Here is a 14024-nt window from a genome sequence, read left to right on the forward strand (position 1 = left end):
TTCCTCCTATTCCCAACCCATACTTTGCACAAAACGGCGGAACGCTTGCTTTCCCGCTTCCGTCCGTTTGTAAACGCCGGCGTTGGACAAAATTTCCACAAATTTGCTTCCCACTTCATGCTGCAAACTTCGCATCGTTTCTTCCTCGGAACGATCGGCAATGCCGTACCGCTCAATCAGATCCTGAATCCAGGCGGCATGCCCGGCGAGCGGTCCGTTCGCCGCCTCCGCATTCCAGGCCGTTTTGCCGCGCAAAATCGCGCCGATCTGCTCCAGTTCCCGCTTTAACCGTCCCGGTAAAATCGCCACGCCCATCACTTCGATCAGTCCGATATTTTCTTTTTTAATATGATGCAGGTGGCGATGCGGATGGAATATCCCCTCCGGATGCCGTTCATCGGTACGGTTGTTCCGCAGCACCAAATCCATCTCGAATTCGCCTTGCCCGTTCAAACGGACGATCGGCGTAACGGTATTATGCGGAACGCGTTCTGCTCCCGAGCCGGAGAATGCATAGATTTGCGCTTCCTCGTCGCTATACGCTTTCCACGATTCATAGATCTCGTTTGCCGCCCGCAGCAATGCATCGCGATTCTTCCCGCTTAACCGCAGCACGGACATCGGCCACTTCACGATCCGCAGCCGCAATCCCGAATGCGTTCGATGCGAGAAACCCTCCTCTGTCGGCGCTTTCTCGATCGGAAACGTATGATGTCCCCCTTGGAAATGGTCGTGAGTCAGAATCGATCCTCCGACAATCGGCAAATCCGCATTCGTTCCAATAAAATAATGCGGGAATTGTTCCACGAAGTCAACCAGCCGCGCAAAGGTGTCGCTCGTCAGCTTCATCGGCACGTGATCATGATGGAAAACGATGCAATGCTCGTTGTAATACACATAAGGCGAATATTGAAAATACCAGGACTCCCCGTTCAGGCGAACCGGAATAATGCGCAAATTCTGCCGGGCCGGATGATTGAGCCGTCCCGCGTATCCTACATTTTCCGCACATAGCAAGCATTTGGGATAGGAGGACGCGGTCTGTTGTTTGGCCAACGCGATTTCTTGCGGACTTTTCTCCGGTTTGGACAAATTGATCGTCATTTCGATCTCGCCGAACTCCGAAGGGTGAAGCCAATATACGTTTTTCCGGATACGGTCCATCCGAATATAATTGGAATCGATGGATAGCCGGTAGAACGCTCCTGTCGCCGCTTCGACGCCGCTTTCCTCGCGATTGCGGCGGAACGTTTCCTCCACCTCCGAAGGTCTCGGGGTCAGCAATCCCATAATTTTTGCGTCCAGCAAGTCGGCATATGTTCCGTTTTGCTCAGGCATAAGCCCGAGCGCGAAGCCGTACTCGATAAGCGTCGCAAGCATTGCATGCGGCTCATCGTACGTTTCTTCCCCGACAGGGCCGTCGTAAGGTTCGGGCATTTGAAACAAATCCAGCAGTTGATTGCGGCAATAGGCCAGATCCGCCGATTGGATCAAACGTTTGCGAAGCGCAAATCGCAGCAACTGTTCGATCGCCAATCCGGCTCGTTGTCGTCCGTTCGTCATAAGATCAGTCCCCATATCCGTTCGGATGTTGTACATGCCAGTTCCATGCGCTTTGAATCATGTCTTCCAACCGGGTTCTGGACGGATTCCAGCCAAGCGTGGAGCGCGCTTTGTCCGAAGAAGCGACGAGTATCGCCGGATCCCCCGCCCGGCGTTGTTGTACGACGACCGGAATATCGATCCCGGTTACCTTCTTCGCCGTTTCGATCACTTCCTTGACCGTGAAACCTTGGCCGTTGCCCAAGTTGAATATGGCGCTCTCCCGGCCTTGGCGCAAATGATGCACCGACAAAATATGCGCATCAGCCAAATCGCTGACATGAATATAATCGCGAATGCAGGTACCGTCATGCGTAGCGTAGTCGTCGCCGAAAATCGAAATCAATTCGCGCTGCTTCAGCGCGGTTTGCAGTACAAGCGGAATCAAATGCGTCTCCGGTTGATGGTCTTCGCCGATCAGCCCGCTAGCATGAGCGCCTGCGGCATTGAAATAGCGAAGCGACACATACTTGATGCCATGAGCGTTGTCAAACCAACGCATCATTCGCTCCATCACCAATTTGGTCTCGCCGTACACATTGGTCGGTTCCGTCCGGTCGCTTTCCTCTATCGGCAATTTCTCAGGCTCACCGTACGTCGCCGCCGTGGATGAAAACACGATCCGCTTCACTCCCGCAGCGTTCATCGCTTCCAGCAAACATAACGTGCCGTGCACGTTGTTGTCGTAATATTTGGCGGGATGCTGCATGCTTTCTCCAACTAACGAGTTTGCGGCAAAATGAATCACCGCCTCGATGTCGTTCTCTCCGAATACCGTATCCATAAATGCCCGGTCGCGTATGTCTCCTACATACAATTTGCCGCCTTGCACCGCGCCGCGATGCCCTTGCTGCAAGTTATCCACCACGACGACCTCTTCGCCGCGCTCAAGCAGCGCCATGACGGTGTGCGAGCCGATATAACCGGCTCCGCCCGTTACCATAATAGCCATGTTGTTTCCCCCTAACAAGATTTGTGAAGGTTTGCTTTTCTATTCGATTTGCTCCGCCCCATTGCCGACGCCGCATACGTAGAAAGCGGCTTCCAGGCCTGTCGCCTTCTCATAAGCTTCCCCTACTTCGCGAACGAATCGCTCGATCTGATCTTCGCGTACAAGAGATACGGTGCATCCGCCGAAGCCCGCTCCGGTCATTCTGGATCCGACGACTCCCGGTATTTTAAGCGCCTCTTCCACCATGACATCAAGCTCGAAACAACTTACTTCATACAGATCGCGCAGCGAGAGATGCGATTCCCGCATCAAACGCCCGAACGCCGCCAAATCGTTTTCTTTCAATTTCTGCACCGATTGCAGCACGCGCTCGTTTTCTTCGATGACGTGTTTGGCGCGCTTGCGCACCGTTTCGCTTGCAATGAGGCCGGCATGCTGCGCGAATTGGTCCCGATTAAGCTGGCCGAGCAGCGTCAATTCCGGAAATGCCGCCTTCAACTCGTTAACGGCCGTTTCGCACTCGGACCGCCGTTCGTTGTATTTGGAATCGACGAGACCTCTTCGTTTGTTCGTGTTGCCGATCACGAGCTTGTAGTTCCCGGTTTGAAACGGAACCAGCTCGAATTCCAGCGTATCGCACATAAGCAGAATCGCATGGTCCTTCTTCCCGTTGGCAACGGCGAACTGGTCCATAATGCCGCAATTGACCCCGACATAAGCGTTCTCCGCCTTTTGCGCCCATAAAGAGATTTGCTTGCGGTCGACCGGATGTCCTTCCAGCGTCAGCAGCGCAAACGCGGTCACGACTTCGATCGACGCCGAGGACGAAAGACCCGAGCCGTTCGGAATTTCGCCGTGAAACAACAGATCGTATCCGCGGGACAATGGGTATCCCGCCTGCTGCAACGTGACCATCACGCCGGTCGGGTAATCCGTCCATTGATCCGACTTGGCGCCTGGCAATTGCCCGTACGCAAATTCCGCGCGTTCCGGAAACTGTGCGGACGAAAGCGAGATCCGATCGTCGTCGCGCGCCCCGATCAGCAGCGTCGTGCCGAATTCCAGCGCGGCGGGGAGCACGTAACCTCCGTTGTAATCGATATGCTCTCCGATCAGGTTGACGCGACCCGGCGCATGAAAGACGTTTACTGGACGATCGCCGGACCCGTAATATTCGATAAACGTTCGATGAAGCTTTTCTTTTAACTGTTGATTCATGGGTTCACCTTCTTTTTTTAGATGAATGATTCATTCGTAATAATTTCAGTATACAGAACATATTGTGCTTTTGTAATAAACCGATGTTGCTTTCACATGGATTAATGTGACTTTATAAGATAAAATAGATATCGTAGCATGAATTGAAACGGGGGGTGCAATGATGTCCTCAACCGAAGCTTATACTTACTCGGTTGCTTCAAATCCCGTTTATGCCGCCGACAGCGAATTTCAGGTGTTGTTTGCGGGGGAAAGCCAGACGAAACCGGTGCATAAACTTGGACCGAAAGTATATGACTATTTTTTGCTGCACGTGATCGAATCGGGAGCGGGGGTTTATACGACGGAGTATGAATCGTACCGTCTGGGAGCGGGCGACAGCTTTCTGATCGAGCCCGAGCAGCTCGTCAGTTATATGTCGGACGAACGAACGCCTTGGCGCTATCGCTGGGTCGCGTTTAAGGGCAAGGATGCGGCGGGTTTGGCCCGTACGGTCGGTTTTTCGACCCGAAACCCGGTCGTCCTCGCGTCGGACAATCGTATCGTCTCCGAATATATCGATCATATCCGCCAATCTTTTCGCATGAATAACGTATACAGCAATTTGGATGCGATCGGTTATTTGCATCTTATTATGGCCGCATACGGCAAAATACGAAAAAGAGATTCGTACGATTTCGAACTGGAGTCCGATGTGCAGAAAACGGTCAAACAGATGATCCGTTATATGTCCACCCAATACGCCCAGCCTATCTCGATTGAGAAGATGGCGGAAAGTCTCGGGTATAACCGCGCCTACTTATCGCGTATTTTCAAGCAAGCGACGCAAATGTCTCCGGTTACGTTTCTGCTCAAGCTTCGGATCGACAAGGGCAGGCAGTTGCTTCGCGAACGTACGGAGCTGACGGTCGAGCAAATCGCGGCATCGGTCGGATTTCAAGACGCGCTATATTTCTCGCGGCAGTTCAGGCGATTCTACCAACAATCCCCGACGGAATACCGGAATGCGATGAACCGTTTGTCCGAAGACAGACGTTAAAGGGGAACCGCGAAATCGCGATTCCCCTTGTTCATTTGACTTGCTCTACGGGAATGAGCTTCATGCTGTTCGAGATTAATTCCGACACGGTGACGAATGAGTACCCTCTCTTCTTTAATGCCGGCAAAATGATTTTGAGCGCCTCGACCGTATTGGACTTTCCTTCCACATGGTCGTGAAACAGAATAATATCGCCGTTTCTCGCATTGCGCAACACTTTGTTTACAATTTGGTTCACGCCGGGAGAGCGCCAATCTTTCGTATCCTGATGCCATGACCAGAGAACGACGAGATATCCTTGTTTTTTGGCGGCTTCAATGATCGAATCGTTATAATACCCTCCCGGCGGCCGAAACAGCTGCGGTTTATAGCCTGTCGTCCGCACGATAAGATCATGGGCTTGCTCGATCTCTTTTTTGATTTTATCCACCGAATACGAGCCTGAGAAATAAGTATGAGAATACGTATGATTCGCCAACTCATGGCCTTCCTTCACTTCGCGGCGAACAATATCCGGATAATTGCCGATTCGTTTGCCGATCACAAAAAAAGTCGCTTTTGCATCGTATTTGCGCAGCAAATTCAAAATATCCGGCGTATATCTCGGATCCGGGCCGTCGTCGAACGTCAGTGCGATCATTTTGCGATCGGTCGGCACGTCCCACACAATGTCGCCGCGCGACTCGTAATAGTTGCGTCCTTTATGCGGTTTTATCGCATCGACGGCGATATCGTCCGACAATTGGGGAATAGCGGGCGCCAGGCCAAACGTTAAAGCCAGCAACATTTTGCAAGCAAGCAGCATTCACGGGTCACCCCTACACGTTATTCATTCATTACACCGTTTTAGATTTCTCCGTTTTGCCTGCTTTTATTTTGGAAAGCAATGCCAGACTCCGACAACGAAAAATAGAGATCCATGGAACTCTATTTGGATCTCTATTTGGATCTCTATTTTCCGTCTCCCTTTTTCTCCAACTCCTCGATGAGCGCGCGCGTCTCGTCGCTGACCTGCCGAACGAGTTCCGCCAGTACGGATAAAGCGGCCGACTCGGCCGGCAGGAAGGGCGGCATTCCCCATGAGCGTACGAGACTGTCGGGCGCGACCGCTTCAGGATGAAGATCGACTTGCACTTTATCCAGCTCCGGGCCTGCCATCCAGAACGAGCCGTGCCGGGCCGCCTCCCACAGATCATGCTTTTCTTCCGAAAGAAGGCTGTTTCCCATATCCAATGCATGGGAGGCCGCAGACGAATTCGCCGGATCCGATGCATCCTGTCCTTGATCCGCATTCGCCCATCCTTGACGCAAATGCCGCAGCATCTCCTCGCGGTCCATCCCCCGCAGCTTGAACAGCAGGAACGGATCTTCGTCGAGGCGTTCTTCCAACTTATAATATACGGCGGCAATATGTTTGCAAGGATTGACCCAGTCCGGGCAAGAGCATTCCGTATTCAGGTCCGATTCTCTTACCGGGAACAGATGCAAACCCGCATCCTCCAGCGCCGATTCCATCTGTTCGGGCATTTCGCCGGCTAGCAGCTTCGCGACAAAAAGCGGCCGGGACGCGAACGAGTGCAAGACGCGCTCCCATTGCTGCTCCGTATAAGGCGTCAGCCGTATCCATACCCGGTACGGTTTGGCGCGGCTGCCGGCAACTTCCGCCTGCACGACGCCGGGCAAGACGGAAATCGTTCTTACCATTCCGCCCCGCGCGTATGTTCTTCCCCGCTGCAACCGGCTTTTCCAGTTGAAGGACTCAAGCGCCAGCCTCCATTTCAAACCCCACCACGTTGACCCGTGCTTTTTCGTCCCATCCATTATTCAGCCTCCTCCATATCGTCTTGGAGCGAGTTTTCCCTCAATTCGAGCAAATGGCGCAATTCGGCCCCGGACAGTTCGGTAATCCAATGTTCTCCCGTACCAATGACTTGTTCGGTCAACATTCGCTTCGCTTCGATCATTTCATCGATTCTTTCCTCCAGCGTCCCTGTACAAATAAAAGTATGAACCTGAACGTTTCTCGTCTGGCCGATTCGATGCGCACGGTCCGTCGCTTGATTCTCGACCGCAGGATTCCACCATCGGTCGAAATGAATGACATGGCTCGCGCGCGTTAACGTCAAGCCTACGCCGCCCGCTTTCAACGACAAAACAAATACGGACGGTCCGCCGTCCCTTTGGAACGAATCGATCATGACGTCCCGGTCTTTTTTCGGCACTCCTCCGTGCAGGAAGAGCGGCGCCTCTCCGGTCTGCTGCCGCAAATATTCGACGAGCATCTCGCCCATCTTAATGTATTGCGTGAAGATGATAACGCATTCCGACGTTTCCCGAATGCTTGCCACGAGTTCCAGCAATTGTTTCAATTTGCCGGACCGGTTCGGCGCAGCGCCGCCGTCCTGCAAGAACAAGGCCGGATGATCGCAGATTTGCTTCAGTTTCGTAAGTCCTGCAAGAACAAGGCCTTTGCGCCGGATTCCTTCCGAATCGTCGACCTGGCTGAGCATGTCGCGTACGGTCGCTTGATAGAGCGAAGCTTGCTCCCTCGTCAGGCCGCAATAAATTTTCGTTTCGATTTTATCCGGCAAATCTTTGCTAATGTTTGGGTCGGTCTTTAAACGGCGCAATATAAAGGGCGCGACAAGCCGCTTTAATTGCTGCGTGCGCCTGCGATCGTGATACCGTTCGATCGGCAGCGCGAACCGGCTGCGAAATGTTGAAACGGTGCCGAGATATCCCGGATTCAAAAAATGCAGTATCGACCATAGCTCGTTCAAACGGTTTTCGATCGGCGTCCCCGTCACCGCGACGCGATTCGCCGCGGACAATCTCATGATGCTTTGCGTCTGCTTGGCCGTTTCGTTTTTAATGTTTTGCGCTTCGTCAACAATCAGATTCGACCAAACGATTTTGTTAAAATCCGCTTCATCGCGGGCGATCAAATTGTAGGTCGTTAGAACGACGTCGAATCGCTTTGCCTGCCGCATGAAGAAGTCGCCGTGTTCGCGCACCGGCCCGTGATGCGTGACGACGCGCAAGCTCGGCGCGAACCGCGCCAGTTCATGCCGCCATGTTCCGAGCAAGGATGTGGGACACACGACAAGCGCCGGTTCGGCGGCGCCCCGCTCGAACGAATCGAGCAAGAGCGTAATCACCTGAATCGTTTTGCCCAGGCCCATATCGTCCGCGAGGCAAACGCCGAAGCCTAGCTCGCTCATCGCCGCAAGCCAATGGAATCCCCGCTCCTGATAATGGCGCAGCGTCCCGTTCAAAGCGCCGGGCACGGCCCGCTCCCGGACGATCGCGTCCCAATCGCCGTCCAACAACCGTAGTACCGCCGGCGGAAGCTCGTAATCGGCGACCGGAATTCCATGCACTTCCGCATCGCTTCCGCCCTGGGTCGCAATATGCAATAATTCGCCGTACGACAATTCGATCGTCGGCCGTTCTTTCATATAACGAAGCGCTTGGCGAATTTCTTCCGGATTGACTTCCATCCATTCGCCGCGAAACGGAACAAGCGGCACTTTAAGCGATGCGAGCCGCTCCAGTTCTTCCGCCGTTACCGTCTCGTCGCCGACCGCCGCCTTGGCGTCGAATTGCGCAATCTGCGCGATGCCGAGCCTGCCTTTCGAAGACACGGAGACGTCCTGATTGGCTCCGGGCGTTTTCAATTTCAATTGCAGCCCGATCCGGCGGCGCCCTTCCCGAGTCCACCATGCCGGCAATTCCACGGACGTTCCTCCTTCGCGCAGAACGGGGGCATACTCCCGCAGAAACCGGTACGCTTCCTCCGTACTTAAGCGCAGCGCTTGCGGGCGCGGGCGTTCCAGCTCCCGTTCCAGCAGCGGGTATAATCTTGCCGCCTCAGCCAATCTGGCCAGCAATGCTTCTTGCGCGTTATAAAACCGCCGTTCGAACCAGCGCATTTCTTCCTTCCGCTGCTGCCAGATGAAGATTGCGGGAATTTGCAAGCTCGGATCGTCCTGCGGCTGCAGATGGAAATGAAGCGTCCAATCGGCGGCTCCCGCTTCGCCGCCGTCCGGCGGGTCCAGCCTCAGGCCGAGCCGCAACAGATCGGCTTTGCCCTCCTGCTTGTTCCGGAGCGGATGGTACGCCTTCGTCCAGTCGCGAATTTCCGCGGCCAAACGTTCCCCCTCCTGGGGCGTTACGATAAACGCGGGCGCATGGCCCGGATTCAGCAGCGATTTCCACCATAATACGGCGACGCGATCGTTTGCCGCCGCCGGAAATTGCAGCATCGATGCCAAGTCTTTCCGGTCGCTCATCCGCTGTCTCACTTGGTTATCGATGATCGCGCCGATAAAGGAAAACAACGATTCCTCCGCGGACCGGCCCGGGCCCTTCGAATCGCGGTTGTCATGCGCCAAACAGACGGGAGGCATCGCGTCGGCCAACATATAATAACGCTCCAAATCGCCTTCCATATCCAGGCTTGGCCTCCATACCCCTCTTCCCGTCTTGAGCTGAAGTTCCACGTCGGGCACGTATCGCCCGCGCAGCAGCAATTCCAACCCGAACAAAGCCGATCTTTGCCAGAAGCGCAAATCGTCCCCCGTCGTCGCCCGCTCCCCGAACGCATTCGTGAAATACGTTTCAAAATCCGATTGAATCAAAAGCGCAAATGCGGATGCGATCGGCAGCGTAAATCCCGACACTTCCCGCCTGGGTAATTGGTGCATTCGTTCCCCGCGCAACGTCCCTTTCTTCGTGAAAATCGGCAGTTTTAATTCGAACCGGCGGACGACCGCATTTTTCCAGACCGAATCTTCCGATTCCGACGCCCGTTCCCGGGCCGCATCCAAACTTTCCTCGATCTGTGCAGCGTCCTCCTCGGGCGAATAACAAAAAAACCGGTCCTCAATCCAGATACCGTGCCACCTGCCGTTTGCCAACAACGTTGTATCCCTCCGATTCTACTTTCCGATAAAACGACTGCATCGTTCTTACATCCATACAGTAAATTCTATTATAACACCGAACAAATTGAACTTCCCGTTTTTTTCCGATTATGCTATTTTACCCACTTCAAAACTTCTTTAAAAGCGGAGGGATCTCCCGCGAAACAGCAATCATGCGCCAAAGTCAATTCGTCGTTCCAAAGGGCGCAAGTACGAATGCGGCGACCATGATCGACAATGCGATTTCGCTTATGCCGACCTGTTTAATCGTAATTTTTCGTCCGGGCAATACGGCGGACCGAATCAGAAGTACGGCCAGCGGAATGAGCAGCGGCCACGGAAAGGCAACTGCGCTTGCCAGCAGGACGAACGAATGATACGCGATCGAAACGTAATAATAACGCCTGTTCTTTTTTTCGCGAATCATCGTTTTGACGTAAAATACGGTCCCTGTAAAATAAAGCGCGCTAATGGCGAACAGTTCCGCCGCCAAGCGCCAATCGGTCCCCCCGCCGACATCATAGGCGATGAAAACGATCAGGCTGAATTGGACGACCGCTGCGATATCGTTCCAAACATCGCGTTCCCGATTGCGCTTCGCAAAATAGCAATTAATGAGAAAGAACGGCAGAAGAACGAGCCCCATTCGCAGCAGATCCGGTTTCCATGCGATGAGCGCCGCGGCGGAAGGAAGCAGCAATATTCCGTATAACAACAGCGGTTTCGCATATGTTGCCGTTCTCCCCGTTCGTATCCATTGGAGCAGCGGGTAGGTAAACAAATAGGTCAACAGCCAAACGAAACCAAGCAATAGATGCAGCCATTGAGGTTGCGAAGCGAACATGCCGAACAGAAACGGAATGATCAACATGGCCCAAGCGCCGTGCTGTTTCGGAATATAGTTTTTCATCGGCATTTGCCCTCCTTTTATCATTGAATCGTATACTTTGACTCCATCGTACCGATCGCAGGCCGAAAAGTACATTGCGTTCAACAAATTGTCAATTCATTCCTATTAAAATCGTTAGTAAAGTCATTGATTCGCTCGCATTCATCGCCGATGAATATGTGGTAAAACAAAAGCGGTTGTGATAGACTCAAAGAATAGGCTTAAACTTGTACCGGGGGTACACGATCAAATCATATTGATGGAGGGGACATCATGAGTGCCAAAAAATTGCGTTCAGACATGATAAAAAAAGGCTTCGACCGCGCTCCGCACCGCAGTTTGCTGCGCGCCGCCGGCGTGAAAGAAGAGGACTTCGATAAGCCGTTTATCGCCGTCTGCAATTCTTATATCGATATCGTTCCGGGCCATGTGCATTTGCAAGAGTTCGGCAAATTGGTGAAGGAAGCGATTCGCGAAGCGGGAGGCGTTCCTTTCGAATTTAATACGATCGGCGTCGACGACGGGATCGCAATGGGACATATCGGGATGCGTTATTCGCTGCCGAGCCGGGAAATTATCGCCGATTCGCTTGAAACGGTCGTTTCCGCTCACTGGTTCGACGGCATGGTCTGCATTCCGAACTGCGACAAAATTACGCCGGGCATGATGCTTGGCGCGCTGCGCGTCAACATTCCGACCGTCTTCGTCAGCGGCGGACCGATGAAAGCGGGCAAAGACAGCAAAGGAAGATCGATTTCGCTGTCGTCCGTATTTGAAGGCGTCGGCGCTTATCAAGCCGGCAAAATCGACGACAAAGGGCTGCTCGAGCTTGAGCAGTACGGCTGTCCGACTTGCGGTTCCTGCTCCGGCATGTTCACCGCGAACTCGATGAACTGCTTGGCCGAAGGATTGGGCCTCGCTTTGCCGGGCAACGGCACGATTCTGGCCGTCGCTCCGGAACGGCGCGAGTTTGTCAAACAGTCGGCGAAACAACTGATGAATTTAATCGAAGCGGACATTAAACCGCGCGATATTGTCACTTTGGAAGCGATCGACAATGCTTTCGCCCTCGACATGGCGATGGGCGGATCGACCAACACGGTGCTTCATACGCTTGCGATCGCGAGCGAAGCGGGAATCGATTATCCGATCGAGCGCATTAACGAAGTCGCGTCTCGCGTGCCGCACTTGGCCAAAATCGCACCGGCTTCCGATTATCATATTGAAGACGTGCATAACGCCGGCGGGGTCAGCGCCATCCTGAACGAATTGTTCAAAAAACCGGGAGCGCTGCACGGCGATTGCATTACCGTGACCGGCAAAACGCTCTCCGAAAACGTGGCAGGTTGCGAGATTAAAAATACGGACGTCATCCATACGCTCGACAACCCGCATAGCGAACAGGGCGGTTTGGCCGTATTGTTCGGCAATCTCGCGCCGGAAGGCTCCATTATTAAAGTAGGCGCCGTAGACAAATCGGTCGGCGGCCGCCATGTAGGGCCGGCCATTTGCTTCGATTCGCAAGACGAAGCGCTGGAAGGCATCGCGAACGGGAAAGTAAAAGAAGGCCACGTCGTCGTCATCCGTTACGAAGGGCCGAAGGGCGGACCGGGCATGCCGGAAATGCTCGCGCCGACTTCGCAAATCGTCGGCATGGGGCTTGGCGCGAAAGTCGGTCTCATTACCGACGGACGATTCTCCGGCGCATCGCGCGGAATCAGCATCGGCCATATTTCGCCTGAAGCGGCAGAAGGCGGTCCGATCGCATTCGTCGAAGACGGAGATATTATCGAGTTGGATCTTGTCAACCGCAAAATCGAACTGCAAGTAAGCGACGAGGAATTAGAGCGCCGCAAAGCGAACTGGAAAGGCTTCGAACCGAAAGTGAAAACCGGTTATTTAGCCCGTTATTCCAAACTCGTTACGAATGCAAGCATGGGCGGCGTATTGAAAATATAAGCAAGCGCAAAGATCAAAGGACCTGGGGCTGATCCCCAGGTCCTTCTTCATAAGCATATTGTTTCTGTCCCTTGTATTAGGAGAGCCATTCACGCAAACGGAGGCGGCGTGCTCTCGAATCCTTCCGCTCGCTTCGCCGCCAGCGGCGCCGCGAATGGTTCCGCCTTCCCGGCATCGTTCTTCGCGACGGAACTGTAACGGTGAATGAGAAAATCGAACGGCATGATCATCATTTTAGGCACCAGCAATTCGTTATTCTCTTTCAACCTCGCAGAGCCGCGCGGATGAATGACGGAAAGCAGAAATTTCAAGTAAAGTTGCGACGACCGGGCAAAAAAGCCCTTCGGCAAATCCAATACTTTGAAACCGAATTTCTCCGGCCCCCGGTTCAGCATGCTGACGCCATACAACGCTTTGACGTCGGCAAACTGCGGGTCGGCTGTCGCGAGATCGGCTAATTCGGGCAGCGTCTTCTCGACCGATCGAATCATTTGAATGGCGATTTGCATCGTGGAACGGGACTTCTTGCTCATTTCGTATAACTTCTTATTATCAAAATGAATTTCTAACACTTTATCGCCTTGGACAAGCGTCTGTCCCTGATCAAGCGCCACCGCTTCGCCTTGATAAGGTCTTACCCGGTAATAAAAAACAGGATCTTCCTCGTTCGTCGTCTTCAGTCCGAATACAGAATGGAAACATTTTTCCCACGCAAACCACAGCTTTACGATCGTGCGTTTGTACAAGCTTGGTTGGCGCATGCGAACCGCGTCCGTAAGCCGCATCATTTCGTCGATACGGATAAAGCGAAAATGTTTACGCTGTGCCGCCTGCATATAACGCTCCAATGCGATCATCATATTCGCCGGAGCGTCTTTATCCGCTCCGAAGGTCGTACCGCAATCATGCAGCAGCACCACTTCGCCTGGGCGCATCTTCTTCATCATTCGGCGTTCCAGCCGGTCGGCTCCAAGACGTTTGCGCCAATCTCCGAACATCGCGGACCATAAAATGATTTGCAAATGTCCCAGTTTCGCAAAATCGATCAAATTGACGACCCCCCAAGGAGGCCGGTAATAAACGGTACCCGAACCGGTTATCGACTGAATAATTTGGATCGTCCGGTTTATTTGATTTTTGACCGTCTTCGGCCGCATCAACCAGTTGCTCTTGTGTACGTAATTATGAATACCGATCAAATGTCCTTCATCATGCATTCTCTTGATGATATCGGGATGTCTCTCAGCGTTTACGCCAACGACGAAGAACGTAGCTTTTGCGTTGTATTTTTTCAATAAATCAAGCAACAACGGCGTATAATAAGCGTCCGGTCCGTCATCAAACGTTAAGGAAATTTCCTTCTCCGCCCGACCTCTCTTGAACACGCGAAATCCGAATGTACGACTAACCAAGCCCGGGAGAAACGCATAAAAAGTTAAA

General features: G+C 53.1%; 10 protein-coding genes. 2 read left to right on the forward strand and 8 right to left on the reverse strand.

Annotated elements, in window-relative coordinates; translation table 11 throughout:
- Positions 1-6: 6 nt before the first annotated feature.
- The 3 genes from LQ229_RS07530 to LQ229_RS07540 are packed head-to-tail and all read right to left on the reverse strand — an operon-like array spanning position 7 to position 3772.
- Positions 7-1563 carry a UDP-glucose--hexose-1-phosphate uridylyltransferase gene (locus tag LQ229_RS07530; RefSeq protein WP_216538325.1) on the reverse strand — a complete coding sequence of 519 codons (1557 nt, stop codon included), beginning with the start codon at positions 1561-1563 and terminating at the stop codon, positions 7-9.
- Positions 1564-1567: 4 nt separating this feature from the next.
- Positions 1568-2554, reverse strand: coding sequence for a UDP-glucose 4-epimerase GalE (galE, locus tag LQ229_RS07535; protein ID WP_216538326.1), 987 nt, complete (start codon positions 2552-2554; stop codon positions 1568-1570).
- 39 nt (positions 2555-2593) lie between these two features.
- Positions 2594-3772, reverse strand: a complete 1179-nt coding sequence (locus LQ229_RS07540) for a galactokinase (protein ID WP_230191335.1) — start codon at positions 3770-3772, stop codon at positions 2594-2596.
- A 163-nt stretch (positions 3773-3935) separates the two neighbouring features.
- Between LQ229_RS07540 and LQ229_RS07545 the strand changes: the two genes are divergently transcribed.
- Positions 3936-4811, forward strand: a complete 876-nt coding sequence (locus LQ229_RS07545; RefSeq protein ID WP_230191336.1) for an AraC family transcriptional regulator — start codon at positions 3936-3938, stop codon at positions 4809-4811.
- A gap of 31 nt (positions 4812-4842) precedes the next feature.
- Here the strand turns inward: LQ229_RS07545 and LQ229_RS07550 are convergent, their stop codons facing one another.
- The 4 genes from LQ229_RS07550 to LQ229_RS07565 form a co-directional block, all read right to left on the reverse strand.
- On the reverse strand, positions 4843-5616 hold the full coding sequence (locus LQ229_RS07550) for a polysaccharide deacetylase family protein (RefSeq protein ID WP_230191337.1): 774 nt from the start codon (positions 5614-5616) through the stop codon (positions 4843-4845).
- A gap of 146 nt (positions 5617-5762) precedes the next feature.
- Entirely contained in the window at positions 5763-6632 is an 870-nt protein-coding gene (locus LQ229_RS07555) for an SWIM zinc finger family protein (RefSeq protein WP_230191338.1), read from the reverse strand.
- The gene (locus tag LQ229_RS07560) at positions 6632-9730 is read right to left on the reverse strand and encodes a DEAD/DEAH box helicase (protein WP_230191339.1); all 3099 of its coding nucleotides are present in this window, start codon (positions 9728-9730) and stop codon (positions 6632-6634) included. The genes LQ229_RS07555 and LQ229_RS07560 overlap by 1 nt, the downstream gene beginning before the upstream one ends.
- 190 nt (positions 9731-9920) lie before the next feature.
- The gene (locus LQ229_RS07565) at positions 9921-10646 is read right to left on the reverse strand and encodes a YwiC-like family protein (protein ID WP_230191340.1); all 726 of its coding nucleotides are present in this window, start codon (positions 10644-10646) and stop codon (positions 9921-9923) included.
- 252 nt (positions 10647-10898) lie between these two features.
- Between LQ229_RS07565 and ilvD the strand changes: the two genes are divergently transcribed.
- Complete coding sequence (ilvD, locus tag LQ229_RS07570; RefSeq protein WP_216538331.1) at positions 10899-12584, forward strand: dihydroxy-acid dehydratase; 1686 nt, start codon at positions 10899-10901, stop codon at positions 12582-12584.
- Between the two features lie 89 nt (positions 12585-12673).
- On the opposite strand, the gene LQ229_RS07575 is transcribed toward ilvD, so the two are convergent.
- The gene (locus tag LQ229_RS07575) at positions 12674-13969 is read right to left on the reverse strand and encodes a polysaccharide deacetylase family protein (protein WP_356709978.1); all 1296 of its coding nucleotides are present in this window, start codon (positions 13967-13969) and stop codon (positions 12674-12676) included.
- Positions 13970-14024 lie beyond the last annotated feature (55 nt).

Origin of the sequence: Paenibacillus sp. CECT 9249 (assembly GCF_918697855.1) — a bacterium.
GTDB lineage: Bacteria > Bacillota > Bacilli > Paenibacillales > Paenibacillaceae > MSJ-34.